This window comes from Pseudomonas sp. DC1.2, assembly GCF_034351645.1.
Classification (GTDB): Bacteria; Pseudomonadota; Gammaproteobacteria; order Pseudomonadales; family Pseudomonadaceae; genus Aquipseudomonas.
The window spans coordinates 617609-632971 of record NZ_CP133782.1 but is presented as its reverse complement, the minus strand read 5'-3'; the positions used below and the strand labels follow the sequence as shown (position 1 = coordinate 632971).

10 protein-coding genes are annotated in these 15363 nt (G+C 59.1%); 9 read left to right on the top strand and 1 reads right to left on the bottom strand.

Annotated elements, in window-relative coordinates; all coding sequences use genetic code 11:
• The first annotated feature begins 32 nt into the window (after positions 1–32).
• Positions 33–485, top strand: coding sequence for an acetyl-CoA carboxylase biotin carboxyl carrier protein (accB, locus tag RHM68_RS02720; RefSeq protein ID WP_322220419.1), 453 nt, complete (start codon positions 33–35; stop codon positions 483–485).
• 17 nt (positions 486–502) lie between these two features.
• On the top strand, positions 503–1858 hold the full coding sequence (accC, locus tag RHM68_RS02715) for an acetyl-CoA carboxylase biotin carboxylase subunit (RefSeq protein WP_322220418.1): 1356 nt from the start codon (positions 503–505) through the stop codon (positions 1856–1858).
• A gap of 81 nt (positions 1859–1939) precedes the next feature.
• Here accC and RHM68_RS02710 read toward each other — a convergent pair whose 3' ends face one another.
• Positions 1940–5491, bottom strand: a complete 3552-nt coding sequence (locus RHM68_RS02710) for a hypothetical protein (RefSeq protein WP_322220417.1) — start codon at positions 5489–5491, stop codon at positions 1940–1942.
• Positions 5492–5779: 288 nt separating this feature from the next.
• Here RHM68_RS02710 and prmA point away from each other — a divergent pair, with 288 nt between their 5' ends.
• The 7 genes from prmA to RHM68_RS02675 all read left to right on the top strand — a co-directional run bounded on the left by prmA (position 5780) and on the right by RHM68_RS02675 (position 15352).
• Positions 5780–6658, top strand: a complete 879-nt coding sequence (prmA, locus tag RHM68_RS02705; protein ID WP_322220416.1) for a 50S ribosomal protein L11 methyltransferase — start codon at positions 5780–5782, stop codon at positions 6656–6658.
• Between the two features lie 30 nt (positions 6659–6688).
• Positions 6689–7909 carry a DUF3426 domain-containing protein gene (locus RHM68_RS02700; RefSeq protein WP_322220415.1) on the top strand — a complete coding sequence of 407 codons (1221 nt, stop codon included), beginning with the start codon at positions 6689–6691 and terminating at the stop codon, positions 7907–7909.
• 185 nt (positions 7910–8094) lie between these two features.
• Positions 8095–9105 (top strand): tRNA dihydrouridine synthase DusB, encoded by a 1011-nt coding sequence (dusB, locus tag RHM68_RS02695; RefSeq protein WP_322220414.1) that lies wholly within the window; start codon positions 8095–8097, stop codon positions 9103–9105.
• Complete coding sequence (gene fis / locus RHM68_RS02690) at positions 9102–9422, top strand: DNA-binding transcriptional regulator Fis (RefSeq protein WP_003186237.1); 321 nt, start codon at positions 9102–9104, stop codon at positions 9420–9422. The genes dusB and fis overlap by 4 nt, the downstream gene beginning before the upstream one ends.
• 81 nt (positions 9423–9503) lie before the next feature.
• Positions 9504–11111 (top strand): bifunctional phosphoribosylaminoimidazolecarboxamide formyltransferase/IMP cyclohydrolase, encoded by a 1608-nt coding sequence (gene purH, locus RHM68_RS02685; protein ID WP_322220413.1) that lies wholly within the window; start codon positions 9504–9506, stop codon positions 11109–11111.
• Between the two features lie 68 nt (positions 11112–11179).
• On the top strand, positions 11180–12475 hold the full coding sequence (gene purD / locus RHM68_RS02680) for a phosphoribosylamine--glycine ligase (protein ID WP_322220412.1): 1296 nt from the start codon (positions 11180–11182) through the stop codon (positions 12473–12475).
• 99 nt (positions 12476–12574) lie between these two features.
• The gene (locus RHM68_RS02675) at positions 12575–15352 is read left to right on the top strand and encodes a hybrid sensor histidine kinase/response regulator (RefSeq protein WP_322220411.1); all 2778 of its coding nucleotides are present in this window, start codon (positions 12575–12577) and stop codon (positions 15350–15352) included.
• Positions 15353–15363: the final 11 nt, after the last annotated feature.

Genomic DNA, 15363 nt, shown 5'->3' with positions numbered 1-15363 from the left:
GCCCCTGACCGACCCTTGGGAGTTGATGATTCATGGATATCCGTAAAGTTAAGAAACTAATCGAATTGCTGGAAGAGTCCGGCATCGACGAGCTCGAGATCAAGGAAGGCGAAGAGTCCGTACGCATCAGCCGTCACAGCAAAACCCCGGCTCAGCAGTACTACGCACCGGCCCCCATGCAAGCACCGGCGCCGGCGCCAGTTGCTGCCGCCCCGGTTGTCGCCGCTGCTCCAGCCGCACCTGTTCTGAACGGCACCGTGGCCCGTTCGCCGATGGTAGGCACCTTCTATCGCAAATCTTCACCAAGCTCGCCGTCCTTCGTTGAAGTCGGCCAGACCGTGAAGAAAGGCGACACCCTGTGCATCGTCGAAGCGATGAAGATGATGAACCACATCGAAGCTGAAACCAGCGGTGTGATCGAATCCATCCTCGTCGAAGACGGCCAGCCGGTTGAGTACGACCAACCGCTGTTCACCATCGTTTGAAACGCGGAGAAACTTTGATGACTGCGAAGTTGGAAAAAGTTCTGATCGCCAACCGCGGTGAGATTGCGCTGCGGATTCTGCGGGCCTGCAAAGAGATGGGCATCAAGACTGTCGCCGTGTACTCCACGGCCGACAAAGAGCTGATGCACTTGGGCCTGGCGGATGAATCCGTCTGCATCGGTCCGGCATCCGCGGCAAAGTCTTACCTGCACATTCCGGCAATCATCGCCGCAGCTGAAGTGACCGGCGCCACTGCCATTCACCCTGGCTACGGTTTCCTTGCGGAAAACGCTGATTTCGCCGAGCAGGTCGAGAACTCCGGCTTTGCCTTCATCGGTCCTAAAGCCGACACCATTCGCCTGATGGGCGACAAGGTTTCGGCCAAGCACGCCATGATCGCTGCCGGTGTTCCAACCGTTCCGGGTTCTGACGGCCCACTGCCGGAAGACGAAGAAACCGCGCTGCGCATTGGTCGCGAAGTCGGTTACCCGGTGATCATCAAAGCCGCTGGCGGCGGCGGTGGTCGCGGTATGCGCGTTGTGCATAAAGAAGAAGACCTGATCTCTTTCGCAAAACTGACCCGCACCGAAGCAGGCGCGGCGTTCGGCAACCCGATGGTTTATCTGGAAAAATTCCTGACCAACCCACGTCACGTGGAAGTCCAGGTGCTTTCCGATGGCCAGGGCCACGCTGTCCATTTGGGCGACCGCGATTGCTCGCTGCAACGTCGTCACCAGAAGGTTCTCGAAGAGGCGCCAGCACCGGGTATCGACGAGAAAGCACGCCAGGAAGTCTTCGCACGCTGCGTTAAAGCCTGCATCGACATCAACTACCGTGGCGCGGGCACGTTCGAGTTCCTGTACGAGAACGGCGCGTTCTACTTCATCGAAATGAACACGCGCGTTCAGGTGGAGCACCCGGTTTCGGAAATGGTCACCGGCATCGACATCGTCAAGGAGATGCTCAGCATCGCCGCAGGTAACCCACTGTCGTTCACCCAGGATGACGTTGTCATTCGCGGTCATGCACTGGAATGCCGGATTAACGCCGAAGACCCAAAAACCTTCATGCCTAGCCCTGGCACGATCAAGCATTACCATGCCCCAGGTGGCAACGGCGTTCGCGTCGATTCGCACCTGTACAGTGGCTATGCCGTTCCGCCGAACTACGATTCGTTGATCGGCAAGTTGATCACCTACGGCGCAACACGTGAAGAAGCCATGGGGCGCATGCGCAATGCGCTGGACGAAATCGTTGTCGACGGGATCAAGACCAACATCCCGCTGCACCGCGACTTGGTCCGCGATGAGGGTTTCTGCAAAGGTGGAGTCAACATCCACTACCTGGAACACAAGCTGGCTGGCCAGCATTAAGATGTGATCCAACCAACAAAGCCGCTTTCGAGCGGCTTTGTTGTTTCTGGCCAGCAGCAGCGGCAGTCTTCTACACCACGTTCACACCAGTTTTTTGAAGGCGAGTCTATTGAAATACTCGCTCCAGGGATCATACCCACCCCTACCCTGCTCAAGGCTGACGGCCTGACGGGCAGACTCGCGTAGTGCCTCGCTCCCCAAAAACAAGCTCTTGTCTAACAGGCTGGTGACCAGCATGTGAATTCTTGGCGAGGTGTAAGATTGCGGCACACCCAGCGTGCTGGCATCAGGTAACGAGTCATGGGCAGAAGGCCAGAAATTATCAATTTTTTCGTGCCAGACGCGCGCACTGACCTTGTTTCGGGGAAGGCTTCCAAGGGTGTAAGCCTGCAAATCGACAGGCCAAGATCGAGCCCTCAGCGTTGAGTTGAACTGCGTGCGGCGCAAGTCAGCGTGCTCGACAACCCTAATCAGCCCAGGAAAAATCTCGAAGGCTCGATCTTGAAAGGCCGGATGCTCGCACCACACAATGACGCCATAACGACTCAGCGGTTCAGCTCGCGAAGCACCTGGCGCTGTGTCACTCAGGGTGTACAACTCCAGCGACCCGTACTCAAGCAATTGCCGGTGAGGCAGGCTTAAATTGGCGATCTCGTACTGGATGGAGTTCACATAAGCCGAGTGCAGCTCGTCAAGCCTGAGATTAAAAGCATCGCCGTGCAGCTTACTGACAGCGGTCAGCCGATAAAAACGCTCGGCCATTCTGCTGTAATCAACACCTTCTACCATGGACCGCCACGCACTCGACCCCGCCGTCAATTGCCCTGCCATGTGTAAGTCAACGAACGACACCTTCTGCTCAGACGGCGTGCCCCCCTCATCAGCGACGGCAGTCAATATCTCCTGATCCAGATAATCATTGTCGGGAAAGACCCAGCGCAAATCATTCAAGGCGCGCGCTCTACGGCTGGGAAACTGCAAATAAAGCACTTCCACAGACCTCAATACCGTCGTTCGCTGCTCGAGAAAAGCGCCTCTCGCCGCATTGAATTCGTCTGATGTAAACACTTCCTTGTTCCCCAGCAACACGCCGTTAGCGCTAGCCCAATCGATGAGCGGACCGCTAAACGCAACCTGCCGCCAGAGCGCAGGCCTGAGATCGTAGCCCTTGACCCACGTCATGATGTTGTCGAACGTTAGCCGAAGCGATAACCCCGTGTACTTCGACTCCAGATAAGCCACCAGATGCTTGAAGGTCACCCACACCTGGGAACACTGGTAAGGCATGGCATCGGGAATCTTGCGCACCAGGAGCTCCGGCGCAACGCCAGCCAGCAAAAGATGAGTCGCCAGAGGAGCCGTCGCGACACTTATGCCGGTGCTGTTTGCGAGTGCGGACTCAATCCCCAGCACCACTGCGGAACAACTGGCGCCCCAATAGCGCTTGTCGACCAGATTAATCCCCGCGACGCTATTGCGCAGCGTCCCCGCCAGAGGGTCAAGACTGAGGATCAAGGCCACCAGCACGAGCGACTTGAGCCTGCTGCGCGTCGCGGCATCGCCAACATCCTGATCAGGAAAGCCCACAAGGGCCGACAGAATTCCCGCCAGTCTTTGCGCCCGCTTCCTGGCGAACAGACAGGCCAACAACAAATGCGCCTCGGCCCGAATACTGGATGGGGACTTACCAGCGATCAAGTCCCCGGCCAGGTAGTCAAATAACGTGCCCTCGACACCCGACATTAATTGTTCGGTCGCACCGATCAACTGGCGACGCTGAAAATCCGACAGTAACGCCACTGGCGTCACCGGGTTCACATCCCAGTGATAAAGACGTCGAACAACCTCGGGCATAAACGGCTCGGAAGCACCCGACATCGACGGACTCGCCGCATCGGATCCAGACGAGAGCACGTTCCAGTAAGAGACCGAAAGTTGCACGCGTAAGGACTCGGATAGAACGAGCAGGGCCAGCCTGCGAACCTGTTTTACCGTAGTTGGCAGCTTGAAATTGTAAAAACTGAGCATCTGCGCAAGGGAAATCCGGCCGTTGCTTCTCAGCTCGCCTCCTGCCCGACTGGCGATCAATGCAATCAACGGCATCCCGCCTGACAATCGCTCTACCGCCAACACAGCGTCCGTCAGGCGAACCCAGCGACCGTCCACCGCCATTGCACCAAGGTTGCCCGAAGAACTGAGCAATACGTGACTGTCAGGGGCGACCGACAGGGCCGTCCGAATCGATTTAAACTCATCCAGACCGTTCAATTCCTGAAGGCCTCGACTGCCGATTTCCACTAGGTCGTACAAGGGCGAATCAATATCACTTTCAATCATAAGCGACGTGATATCGACTGTTTCGGCGTCCTCTCGCGCCTCTGCCTGGGCTTCCAGTGCAAGCCACAACCGATAACGATTGTTCAACAACGCGATGTAGCGCAGATGCTTGACGAGCTCGGGCACCGAATGCGCAGCCGTCTCCACATAGGGTGCAAAGGGCGATGGCAACTGACGTAAACGATCAACAAGCAAGCGTAAAGCCGCCTCGTTCAGCGGCCGCTCCCACCCGTAGGCCTGCAACACGGCGGCGACACTGAAACGCCCATCGGAGTAAACATCCGCCCCCAGCTTTCGGGCATGAAGCGCCAGCCCGCGAATGTCCGCATCGACATCCGGCACGGCAAGCCTGTCGCGCGCCACCGGTCGAGGCAAGGAGTTAGAACCGACCTCGATCAGAGTTTGCTCGGCGAAGGAGAAGAAGTAATAGACGTCTGAGGACTGCTCGCCCTGGGCCAACTTATCCGTGACATCGTGCAGCCACAACAGTGCGGCATTCATCGTATTGGCGAGCATCGAGCCAGAGGTCAATTCGACGCGTCGTCGATACACAGCCAGCCAGTCGAACGCTTGGGAACTGTCCGTATCAACCGACAGAACCTGTTCCAACTCGTCAGCCACCCGCCTTAGGTCATGCGCCTGCTCTGCCTGCTCGACCAGAAAAGCACCTCGAGCACAGCCACTGCTATCAATCGCCGCAAACCTAAAGCGCCGCCGCAACTCGTCCCTCATCACGTAAGCCTGAGCTCGATTGACCGGTAACGGGTAACCATAGAAAGCCAGGGTCGGCGCCAACGGATAGGCACCTTCAGCAGTGCGAGTTGGGTCCCCTGCTACGGATATGTGGCCGCAGGCCGGGTCGATGACCATGCTGGCGGCGATGAGGGGCTCGGCGATCTCGCGCCAACCCGAATCATCTTCCGGCGTGAAGACTTTCGCGGTGGAAACGCCCCCCTTGACGCTATTGGCTTCAAGCACCCCACCGCGCAACAGCACGCTGTCGAACACCAACTCATGGCGGGCCAGCCATGCCAGAAATTCCGGGCGTGCAAGGGCTTTGGAGTACACACCCAGCCACTGCCCCAACATGCTCGACGGCGGCACGTTGATCGTCGGCGACATTACGAACGTAATGGCCTGTAGGGTAATCGCAGCCGACAGGGTATCGACCAACGCACGCACCAACGCATCGTCACCCTGCGCTCGCATGGCCTGACGAGCAGTAACGCGCGGCATGTCGATATCCAGATAACTACTGCGTGGCGCCTGTGCAACAAACTCTTCATCCATGAACAATCAAACTCCGCGGTTTGGGCACTCCAACGACTGAAGCCCCTTTCATCTATTAAATACTCAGGCAATCGCCCGCCAGTACCAATGAGACGGCTCCCTAACGAACGCGGCCTGAATCGGTCAATCGCGTAGGACACCGACCTCAGATGTGGGTCAACCTGGCATGAGGGCCACAGCACAAACCGCCCGAAACCGTGGTAACCCGGTCGTCTTCTGCACCGTGCTCGCGTAAACTTGCGCGCTTCTCGCAGCCCGCTAGGCTGCAATCAATATTTTTCAAAGGTGCCCGCCATGCCTTGGCTGCAAGTCCGTCTCGCCATCAGCCCAGAACAAGCCGAAACCTACGAAGACGCCTTCCTTGAGGTAGGCGCCGTATCGGTGACCTTCATGGACGCCGAAGACCAGCCAATCTTCGAGCCGGAACTCAATACCACGCCGCTGTGGTCGCACACGCACCTGCTGGCCCTGTTCGAAGGTGGCACCGAAGCCGCCACCGTACTGGCCCACCTTGGGCTGTTGACCGGCAGCCCGCTGCCAGAGCATCACAGCGAAGTCATTGAAGATCAGGACTGGGAACGCAGCTGGATGGACGGTTTCCAACCGATGCGTTTCGGTCAGCGTCTGTGGATTGTTCCGAGCTGGCACGCCGCGCCTGAGCCAGACGCCGTAAACCTGTTGCTGGATCCGGGCCTCGCGTTCGGCACCGGCACTCATCCGACCACCGCGCTGTGCCTGGAGTGGCTCGATGGGCAGGACCTGAAAGGCTGTAACGTGCTGGACTTCGGCTGTGGCTCGGGGATCCTGGCGATTGCCGCACTGTTGCTGGGCGCCAGGGAAGCCGTGGGCACCGACATCGACGTGCAGGCTATCGAAGCGTCACGCGACAACGCCGGGCGTAACAACATTGCCGAAGCGCTGTTCCCGCTGTACCTGCCGCAAGACCTGCCGCAGGTCAAAGCCGATGTACTGGTCGCCAATATTCTCGCCGGACCGTTGGTGTCCCTGGCGCCGCAATTGTCCAGCCTGGTCAAACCCGGCGGTCGTCTGGCCCTGTCCGGCATCCTCGCCGAACAAGGTGAAGACGTCGCGGCAGCCTATGCCCAGGACTTTGATCTGGACCCGATTGCCAATCGAGATGGCTGGGTGCGCATCACGGGTCGTCGGCGCTAGAATGAGCGCCTGCATAATCCGGATCGCCGCATGACCGATAGCTTCGTCACCCAATGCCCGCATTGCCAAACCAGCTTCCGCGTCAGCCATGCTCAATTGAGCGTGGCCCGCGGAGTGGTTCGTTGCGGCTCATGCTTGCAGGTGTTCAACGCCGCCAAACAGCTGCTTGAGCAACGGGCCGGCAAGGAAGCAGTCAAACCGGTTGCTCCGGCGGTCGTCCCTCCCCCTACGCAGCGAGCCATCAGCCAGAAGCAATGGACCGCCGCCGAATTGGACCTGGATGGCCTCGACCTGGATCAAGAGCTCGCCCGGCTTGAACAGCGGGAAATCCAGCCTACCACCGAATTCGGCCGACACCGTGAAGACAGTCTGAGCGCGCGTCGCGACAGCATCGAGCACGACCACGAACCCTGGTCTGACAGCCTGTTCAGTGAGTCAGCCGTAGACCGCGCCCTGGCCAGCGGAACCGCTGCCGCAGCGCAAACGACAATAGACTCGGGCAAACACTTGCGCACCGAGCCCTCGCTGTCGCTGGACCCCATGGATCTGGACGAAGAACCTCAGGTGCCAAAGTTGCACCTGCACGACCCGATCGACACCTCCACCCAGCACAGTCACCTGTCGACCACCGACGACATTGACGATGACCTGCCTGCGATCGAGCCCCTGCGCAAAAAACGCGAACGCCCTGAACCAGGCGGGCGCGCCGAAGCGTTGCAGGACCTGACCGACGATCCACTGCAACTGGACTGGCAGAAACGCCGCTCCCCTTGGGGACGACGCTTTTTCTGGCTGGTATTGATTCTGCTGAGCGCTGGCGCGCTGGCTGGCCAGTACATCGCCTATCATTTAGACGAGTTGGCTCGCCAGGACCAATACCGTCCATGGTTTCAGCAACTGTGCCCGCAAATCGGCTGCACCGTGCCGTCCAAGGTCGACATTGCCAAAATAAAAAGCAGCAACCTGGTGGTGCGCAGCCACCCGGACTTCAGCGGGGCGTTGGTGGTCGACGCGATCATCTACAATCGTGCGCCTTTCTCCCAGCCGTTCCCTTTGCTGGAACTGCGCTTTTCCGACCTCAACGGCCACCTGATTGCCAGCCGTCGCTTCAAGCCTGGCGAATACCTCAACGGCGACCTTGAAGGCCTGTCGGAAATGCCGCCGCAGACGCCGATTCACATCGCGCTGGACATCCTCGATCCTGGCCCAAAAGCGGTGAACTACAGCCTGAGCTTCCATTCGCCCGAGTGAAGGACTTCAGTGTTGCAGCATTGGCGGCAGTTTTCTGGCTGTGCCCGCGCGCACCAAACCGCTGGCGATAACAGAATAACTGTTCAGATTTTATCCAATTCAGCCTTTATCCAGTCATCGAGAGCGGGTATCATGCCAACCCTTTTTCGAACTCTCATGATCCGGCCCCACAACAGGGAAGTCCTATGTCGGCGGTACGCATCGGTCCATACACATTGCACAACGGCTTGATTCTCGCCCCCATGGCGGGCGTCACCGACCAGCCCTTTCGTCAGCTGTGCAAGCGACTGGGCGCAGGGCTGGTCGTGTCGGAAATGGTCACCAGCGACATGAGTTTGTGGAACACCCGCAAGTCGCGGATGCGCATGATCCACGAAGGTGATCCCGAGCCCCGCTCGGTACAGATCGCCGGCGGTGATGCGCAGATGCTGGCGGATGCGGCACGGGCCAACGTCGAACTGGGCGCACAGATCATTGATATCAACATGGGCTGTCCGGCAAAGAAGGTCTGCAACAAGGCCGCCGGTTCCGCCCTGTTGAAGGATGAAGCATTGGTGAACGAGATCCTGCAGGCTGTCGTGGCTGCGGTTGATGTTCCGGTCACGCTAAAGATCCGCACCGGCTGGGACCGGAGCAACAAGAACGGTCTGACCGTGGCGAAGATCGCCGAACAGGCAGGCATTACGGCGTTGGCGGTGCATGGCCGCACCCGTGCCGATCTCTACACAGGCGAAGCCGAGTACGACACCATTGCCGCGATCAAGCAGGCGGTGTCGATTCCGGTATTCGCCAACGGCGATATAGATTCACCGCAGAAGGCCCGATACGTGCTGGACGCGACCGGTGCCGATGGCCTGCTTATTGGCCGGGCCGCCCAGGGGCGGCCCTGGATTTTTCGTGAGATCGATCATTTTCTGCGGACGGGAGAGAAACTCCCGCCACTCGAACTGATCGAGGTGGAACGCATTCTGCTAGAGCATCTGGCGGCGCTGCACGTCTTCTACGGAGACGTGATGGGTGTACGCATTGCTCGCAAGCATGTGGGCTGGTATCTCGCAACCCTGCCGGGCGCCAGGGAGTTTCGTGCCCATTTCAATCGATTGGATGGTACGCAAATACAATGCGCCAGCGTTCGGGAGTTCTTCGCCGAGCGTTACAAGAGCCTGGCAGGGGACGGAGAAGGGGTGGCCGCATGACGATGATGACCGAGACTTTAGTGAGTGGAACAACACCCGTGAGCGACAATGTGAATTTGAAACAGCACCTCAATACGCCGAGCGAAGAAGGTCAGACCCTTCGCGGGAGTGTCGAGAAGGCGCTGCACAATTATTTCGCCCACCTTGAGGGCGCTGCCGTCACGGATGTGTACAACCTGGTGCTCTCCGAAGTCGAGGCGCCCCTGCTCGAAAGCGTGATGAACTACGTCAAGGGCAACCAGACCAAGGCCAGCGAACTGCTCGGACTGAACCGGGGCACGCTGCGTAAAAAACTCAAGCAGTACGATCTGCTGTAAGCATTCAATCAAACCAGAAAGGCGCCCACGTAAAACCGGTCGCCTTTTTTGCTGACTCCTTTGCTTTTGATGGAAATTGAAATGACCGACCAGACCACCCGCCTGCCGATCCGTCGCGCATTGATCAGCGTTTCCGACAAGACCGGGATCCTCGAGTTCGCCAAGGCGCTTGAAGCGCTGGGCGTCGAGATTCTCTCCACAGGCGGAACGTTCAAACTGCTGCGCGACAACGGCGTTGCCGCAGTGGAAGTCGCGGATTACACCGGTTTTGCGGAAATGATGGACGGTCGTGTCAAGACCCTGCACCCAAAAATCCATGGTGGGATCCTGGGTCGTCGCGGTATCGACGATGCCATCATGAACGAGCACGGCATCAAGCCGATTGATCTGGTTGCGGTCAACCTGTACCCGTTCCAGGCCACCATCAACAAGCCTGGCTGTGACCTGCCAACCGCTATCGAAAACATTGATATCGGCGGCCCGACCATGGTCCGCTCAGCCGCAAAAAATCACAAAGACGTGGCCATCGTGGTCAACACCAGCGATTACGCCAACGTCTTGGAAAGCCTCAAGGCCGGCGGCCTGACCTACGCTCAGCGTTTCGACCTGATGCTCAAGGCTTTCGAACACACCGCGGCCTACGACGGCATGATCGCCAACTACATGGGCACCGTAAATCAGGCCGCTGACACCCTCAGCACCGAAGGTCGCAGCGAATTCCCGCGCACCTTCAACAGCCAGTTCGTCAAGGCTCAGGAAATGCGCTACGGCGAGAACCCGCATCAGAGCGCGGCGTTCTACCTGGAAACCACGCCGACCGAAGTGGGCATCGCTACCGCGACCCAACTCCAAGGCAAAGAGCTTTCGTACAACAACGTCGCCGACACCGACGCCGCGCTGGAATGCGTGAAGAGCTTCGTCAAGCCGGCTTGCGTGATCGTCAAACACGCCAACCCATGCGGCGTTGCCGTGAGCCTGGACACCGAAGGCGGCATCCGCCAAGCCTACGAACTGGCCTACGCGACCGATACCGAATCCGCGTTCGGCGGCATCATCGCCTTCAACCGCGAACTCGACGCTGAAACGGCCAAGGCCATCGTCGAGCGCCAGTTTGTCGAAGTGATCATCGCGCCCTCCGTGAGTGACGAAGCGCGTGCCATTGTTGCGGCCAAGGCCAACGTGCGCCTGTTGGCCTGCGGCGAGTGGTCGGCTGATCGCGCCGCTGCCTGGGATTACAAACGCGTCAACGGCGGCCTGCTGGTGCAGAGCCGCGACATTGGCATGATCAGCGCCGATGACCTGAAAGTCGTGACCAAGCGTGCCCCGACCGAACAGGAAATCCACGACCTGATCTTCGCCTGGAAAGTCGCCAAATACGTTAAGTCCAACGCCATCGTCTACGCCAAGAACCGTCAGACCATCGGTGTCGGCGCGGGCCAGATGAGCCGCGTGAACTCCGCCCGTATCGCCGCGATCAAGGCTGAACATGCCGGATTGCAGGTGGCGGGCTCGGTGATGGCCTCCGACGCGTTCTTCCCGTTCCGCGATGGCTTGGACAACGCGGCCAAGGTCGGCATCACTGCGGTTATCCAGCCAGGCGGTTCGATGCGTGATAACGAAGTGATTGCTGCGGCCGACGAGGCCGGCATCGCCATGGTCTTCACCGGCATGCGCCACTTCCGTCACTGATACGACGCGCCCACAGAAAAGCAGCATCAGTGCTGCCTCCAGAATTAGCGTCATCCGAGGTTTTTGAAATGAATGTTTTGATCATTGGCAGCGGTGGCCGTGAACACGCCCTGGCCTGGAAAGTAGCTCAGGATCCACGCGTACAAAAGGTCTTTGTTGCTCCGGGCAACGCCGGCACCGCCATTGAAGCCAAGTGCGAGAACGTCGCTATCGACGTACTGGCCCTTGAGCAACTGGCCGATTTTGCCGAGAAAAACGTCTCCCTGACCATCGTTGGCCCGGAAGTGCCATTGGTTGCCGGCGTTGTCGATCTGTTCCGCTCGCGCGGTCTCGATTGCTTCGGTCCGACCGCTGGCGCAGCCCAACTGGAAGGTTCAAAAGCCTTCACTAAAGACTTTCTGGCACGCCACAAAATCCCCACGGCCGACTACCAGAACTTCACCGAGATTGAGCCGGCCCTGGCTTACTTGCGTGAGAAAGGCGCACCGATCGTGATCAAGGCCGACGGCCTGGCCGCCGGTAAAGGCGTGATCGTCGCCATGACGCTGAGCGAAGCCGAAGACGCAGTACGCGACATGCTCGCTGGCAATGCATTTGGCGACGCCGGCTCACGCGTGGTGATCGAAGAGTTCCTCGACGGTGAAGAAGCCAGCTTCATCGTCATGGTCGACGGCAAGAACGTATTGCCGATGGCCACCAGCCAGGATCACAAGCGCGTCGGCGACGGCGACACCGGTCCGAACACCGGCGGCATGGGGGCTTACTCACCCGCACCCGTCGTGACGGCTGAAGTCCACAAACGCGTCATGGACCTGGTGATCTGGCCAACCGTGCGCGGGATGGCCGATGAAGGTAATGTCTACACCGGATTCTTGTACGCCGGTCTGATGATCGACAAGGCAGGCAACCCGAAAGTCATCGAATTCAACTGCCGTTTCGGCGACCCTGAGACCCAACCGGTGATGCTGCGCTTGCAGTCGAGCCTGGTATTGCTGGTCGAAGCAGCCTTGGCGCAAGCCCTGGACAAGGTTGAAGCGCAATGGGATCCGCGCCCAAGCGTCGGCATCGTGCTGGCCGCGGGTGGCTACCCAGGTGACTACGCCAAAGGCGTGATCATCAACGGTCTCGACGCAGCGGCAAGCCTCGAAGGCAAAGTCTTCCATGCAGGCACTGCGCTCAAGGAGGGTCAAGTGGTGACGGCCGGTGGCCGGGTACTGTGCGCCACGGCCATGGGTGCCAGTGTTGATGTGGCTCAGCAACAGGCTTACGCATTGGCGGCAAAGATCGATTGGGAAGGCTGCTTCTACCGCAAGGACATCGGCTACCGGGCTATCGCCCGCGAGCGTGGTGAACATCAGGAATAAGCTATCCATTCGGCTAGGCGAGGACCACAGGTCCTTGCCGCGCGATTGCGACGCCGCGCATAGTTATATTCTGGCATCAACCTACGAAGGGATTTCGCCGTGCGCTGGCTCAGGATTGCCATAGGCTTCACCGTCACGCTGCTGACCTTGCTCTGCATGCTCCCGGCACTCGCCGCGCAGGGCAGTGGCTGGTCGGTATTGCTCGACGAACAGGGCGACCTGCAGTTGAGCGACATCCGCTCCGCGCGCTACATCAATCAATTCAGCCCCATCGAACTCGACCGGCTCACTGCGGCCGAACCCGATGGCGCCTTGTGGCTACGCTTTAAACTGGCTCCCGGCAAGCACGAACAGTTACTGCGAGTGTTCGCGCCGGACCTGGCACACCTCAACCTGTATGTGCTGGACGGCGACAAACTGGTCGAGCAAACGGCCAGCGGCACCAAACAACCCCAGACTGAGCGGCCATTGCCCAGCAATGATTTCATGTTGCCGCTGCCCCAAAGCGACAAGCCTCTCGAGATTTATCTGCGTCTGGTGTCCGAGCATCAGTTACGGCCATACATTACGCTTCAGTCGGCGGTCATGACCGCCGCCAATCAGAACCTGACACTTGTCTATGGCCTGCTCTTCGGCTGCATCGCCATGCTGATCCTGCATAACCTGACCCGTTACGCTTACACCCGTTCGCGCAGCAGCCTCTGGCTGGCAGCCTGCGAAAGTCTGCTGCTGCTCAGCTTGGTCCTGCTGTTGAATGTGGCGGGGCCGTGGTTGCCCGACTGGCGTGCCATCCAGACGCCGGGGGCCTATTTGGCGTTGCTGTTGACGGCACCCTGCGGCCTGATGTTTGCCTACCGATTTTTCGCACCGCTCGGCCCGCACCCGCTGAACAAGCTGCTGCTGGGGGATATTCTGTTCATCGTCGTTTGCGGCCTGCTCTTGCTGTTCGTTAATACGCTGCCGCTGAACGTCATCACCTACGCCCTGGTCGCACTCGCCGGCCTGAGCATGCTGTTCGTCAGCGCCTATCACTGGCATAAAGGCTATCGCCCGGCCCGGCTCTTCGTGGCAGCCATGGTGGTGTTCAACATCGGTACATTGATCATCTTGCCGGCACTGCTCGGGCTGACCCTGGTAGCACCGCAATGGCTGATCATCACGTTGCTCGCCTTTATTTGCATCAGCGGCCTGTTGATGAGCATTGCACTGGGAGAGCGCCAACGCAGCATCACCGAAGACCGCTTCAGCATCAGCCGCGACCTTGCCGCCAGCAACGCCGAGATCAACGCCAAGGCCGAATTCCTGGCGAAAATCAGCCACGAAATCCGCACCCCGATGAACGGCGTACTGGGCATGACCGAACTGCTGCTGGGTACGCCCCTGTCGGTCAAACAACGCGATTACGTGCAAACCATCCACAGCGCCGGCAACGAACTGCTGACACTGATCAATGAGATCCTCGACATCTCCAAGCTCGAGTCCGGGCAGATCGAACTCGACGATGTGCAATTTGATCTCAATGCCCTGATCGAAGACTGCCTGAGCATTTTCCGCGCCAAGGCTGAACAGCAAAATGTCGAACTGATCAGCTTTATCCAGCCCCAAGTCCCAAGGGTGATCAGCGGTGACCCCACACGCCTGCGTCAGACCCTGCTGAGCCTGCTGGAAAATGCACTCAAGAAAACCGACGAAGGCGAAGTCCTGATCGTCGTCGCCCTCGACGAGCGCAGCGCTAAATCGCGCTTACGCATTGCCGTACAGGACAGCGGCCAGCCGATGGACACCGAAGAACGCGACGCGTTGATGCACGCCGAACTGCACAGCAAGAACTTCCTCTCGGCCACCCGCCTGGGCGGCAACCTGGGGCTGGTCATCGCCCGTCAGTTGATTCGCTTGATGCAGGGTGAATTTGGTATCAAGAGCGGCGCCAGTCAGGGCAACACCTTGTGGCTGACCTTGCCGCTTGACCCCGACCGTCTCGAACACCCGACCTGCGACCTCGACGGTCCACTGCAAGGCGCACGGGTGTTGGTGGTCGACGATAACGATACGTGCCGCAAGGTGCTGGTGCAGCAGTGCAGCGCCTGGGGCCTTAACGTCAGCGCCGTGCCATCGGGCAAGGAAGCGCTGGCCTTGCTGCGAACCAAGGCTCACTTGCGTGACTATTTCGATGTGGTCCTGCTGGACCAGAACATGCCTGGCATGACCGGTATGCAATTGGCCGCAAAGATCAAGGAAGACCCGAGCCTGAATCACGACATTCTGCTGATCATGCTCACGGGCATCAGTAACGCGCCAAGCAAAATCATTGCGCGCAACGCCGGTATCAAGCGCATTCTGGCCAAGCCCGTCGCCGGCTACACCCTCAAGACCACCCTGGCGGACGAACTGAACCAGCGCAGTAAAGGCCAGATAACCTCGCAACAACAACCTGGCGGCGCGATAGCACCTATAAAAGTGCCGAGCGATTTCCGTATTTTGGTGGCGGAAGACAACACCATTTCGACCAAAGTGATCCGCGGCATGCTGGGCAAGCTCAACCTGCAACCGGACACCGCCAGCAATGGCGAAGAAGCGTTGCAGGCGATGAAAGCCCAGCGCTACGACTTGGTCCTGATGGACTGCGAGATGCCGATTCTCGATGGGTTCTCCGCGACTCAACAACTGCGCGCCTGGGAAGTCGGCAATCAGCGGATACGCACGCCGATTGTCGCGCTGACCGCGCACATTCTTGCAGAACACAAGGAGCGTGCGCGCCAGGCAGGCATGGACGGACACATGGCCAAACCGGTCGAACTGTCGCAGTTACGTGAACTGATCGAACATTGGGTAGCTCAGCGCGATCAACAGAACCGAATCACCGTACCGACCTCCTGAGCCGACAGACC

Coding starts and splice junctions, on each gene's coding strand:
- prmA (WP_322220416.1), top strand. CDS start 5,780: ATGCCTTGGCTGCAAGTCCGTCTCGCCATCAGCCCAGAACAAGCCGAA.
- RHM68_RS02700 (WP_322220415.1), top strand. CDS start 6,689: ATGACCGATAGCTTCGTCACCCAATGCCCGCATTGCCAAACCAGCTTC.
- dusB (WP_322220414.1), top strand. CDS start 8,095: ATGTCGGCGGTACGCATCGGTCCATACACATTGCACAACGGCTTGATT.
- purD (WP_322220412.1), top strand. CDS start 11,180: ATGAATGTTTTGATCATTGGCAGCGGTGGCCGTGAACACGCCCTGGCC.
- fis (WP_003186237.1), top strand. CDS start 9,102: ATGACGATGATGACCGAGACTTTAGTGAGTGGAACAACACCCGTGAGC.
- purH (WP_322220413.1), top strand. CDS start 9,504: ATGACCGACCAGACCACCCGCCTGCCGATCCGTCGCGCATTGATCAGC.
- accC (WP_322220418.1), top strand. CDS start 503: ATGACTGCGAAGTTGGAAAAAGTTCTGATCGCCAACCGCGGTGAGATT.
- accB (WP_322220419.1), top strand. CDS start 33: ATGGATATCCGTAAAGTTAAGAAACTAATCGAATTGCTGGAAGAGTCC.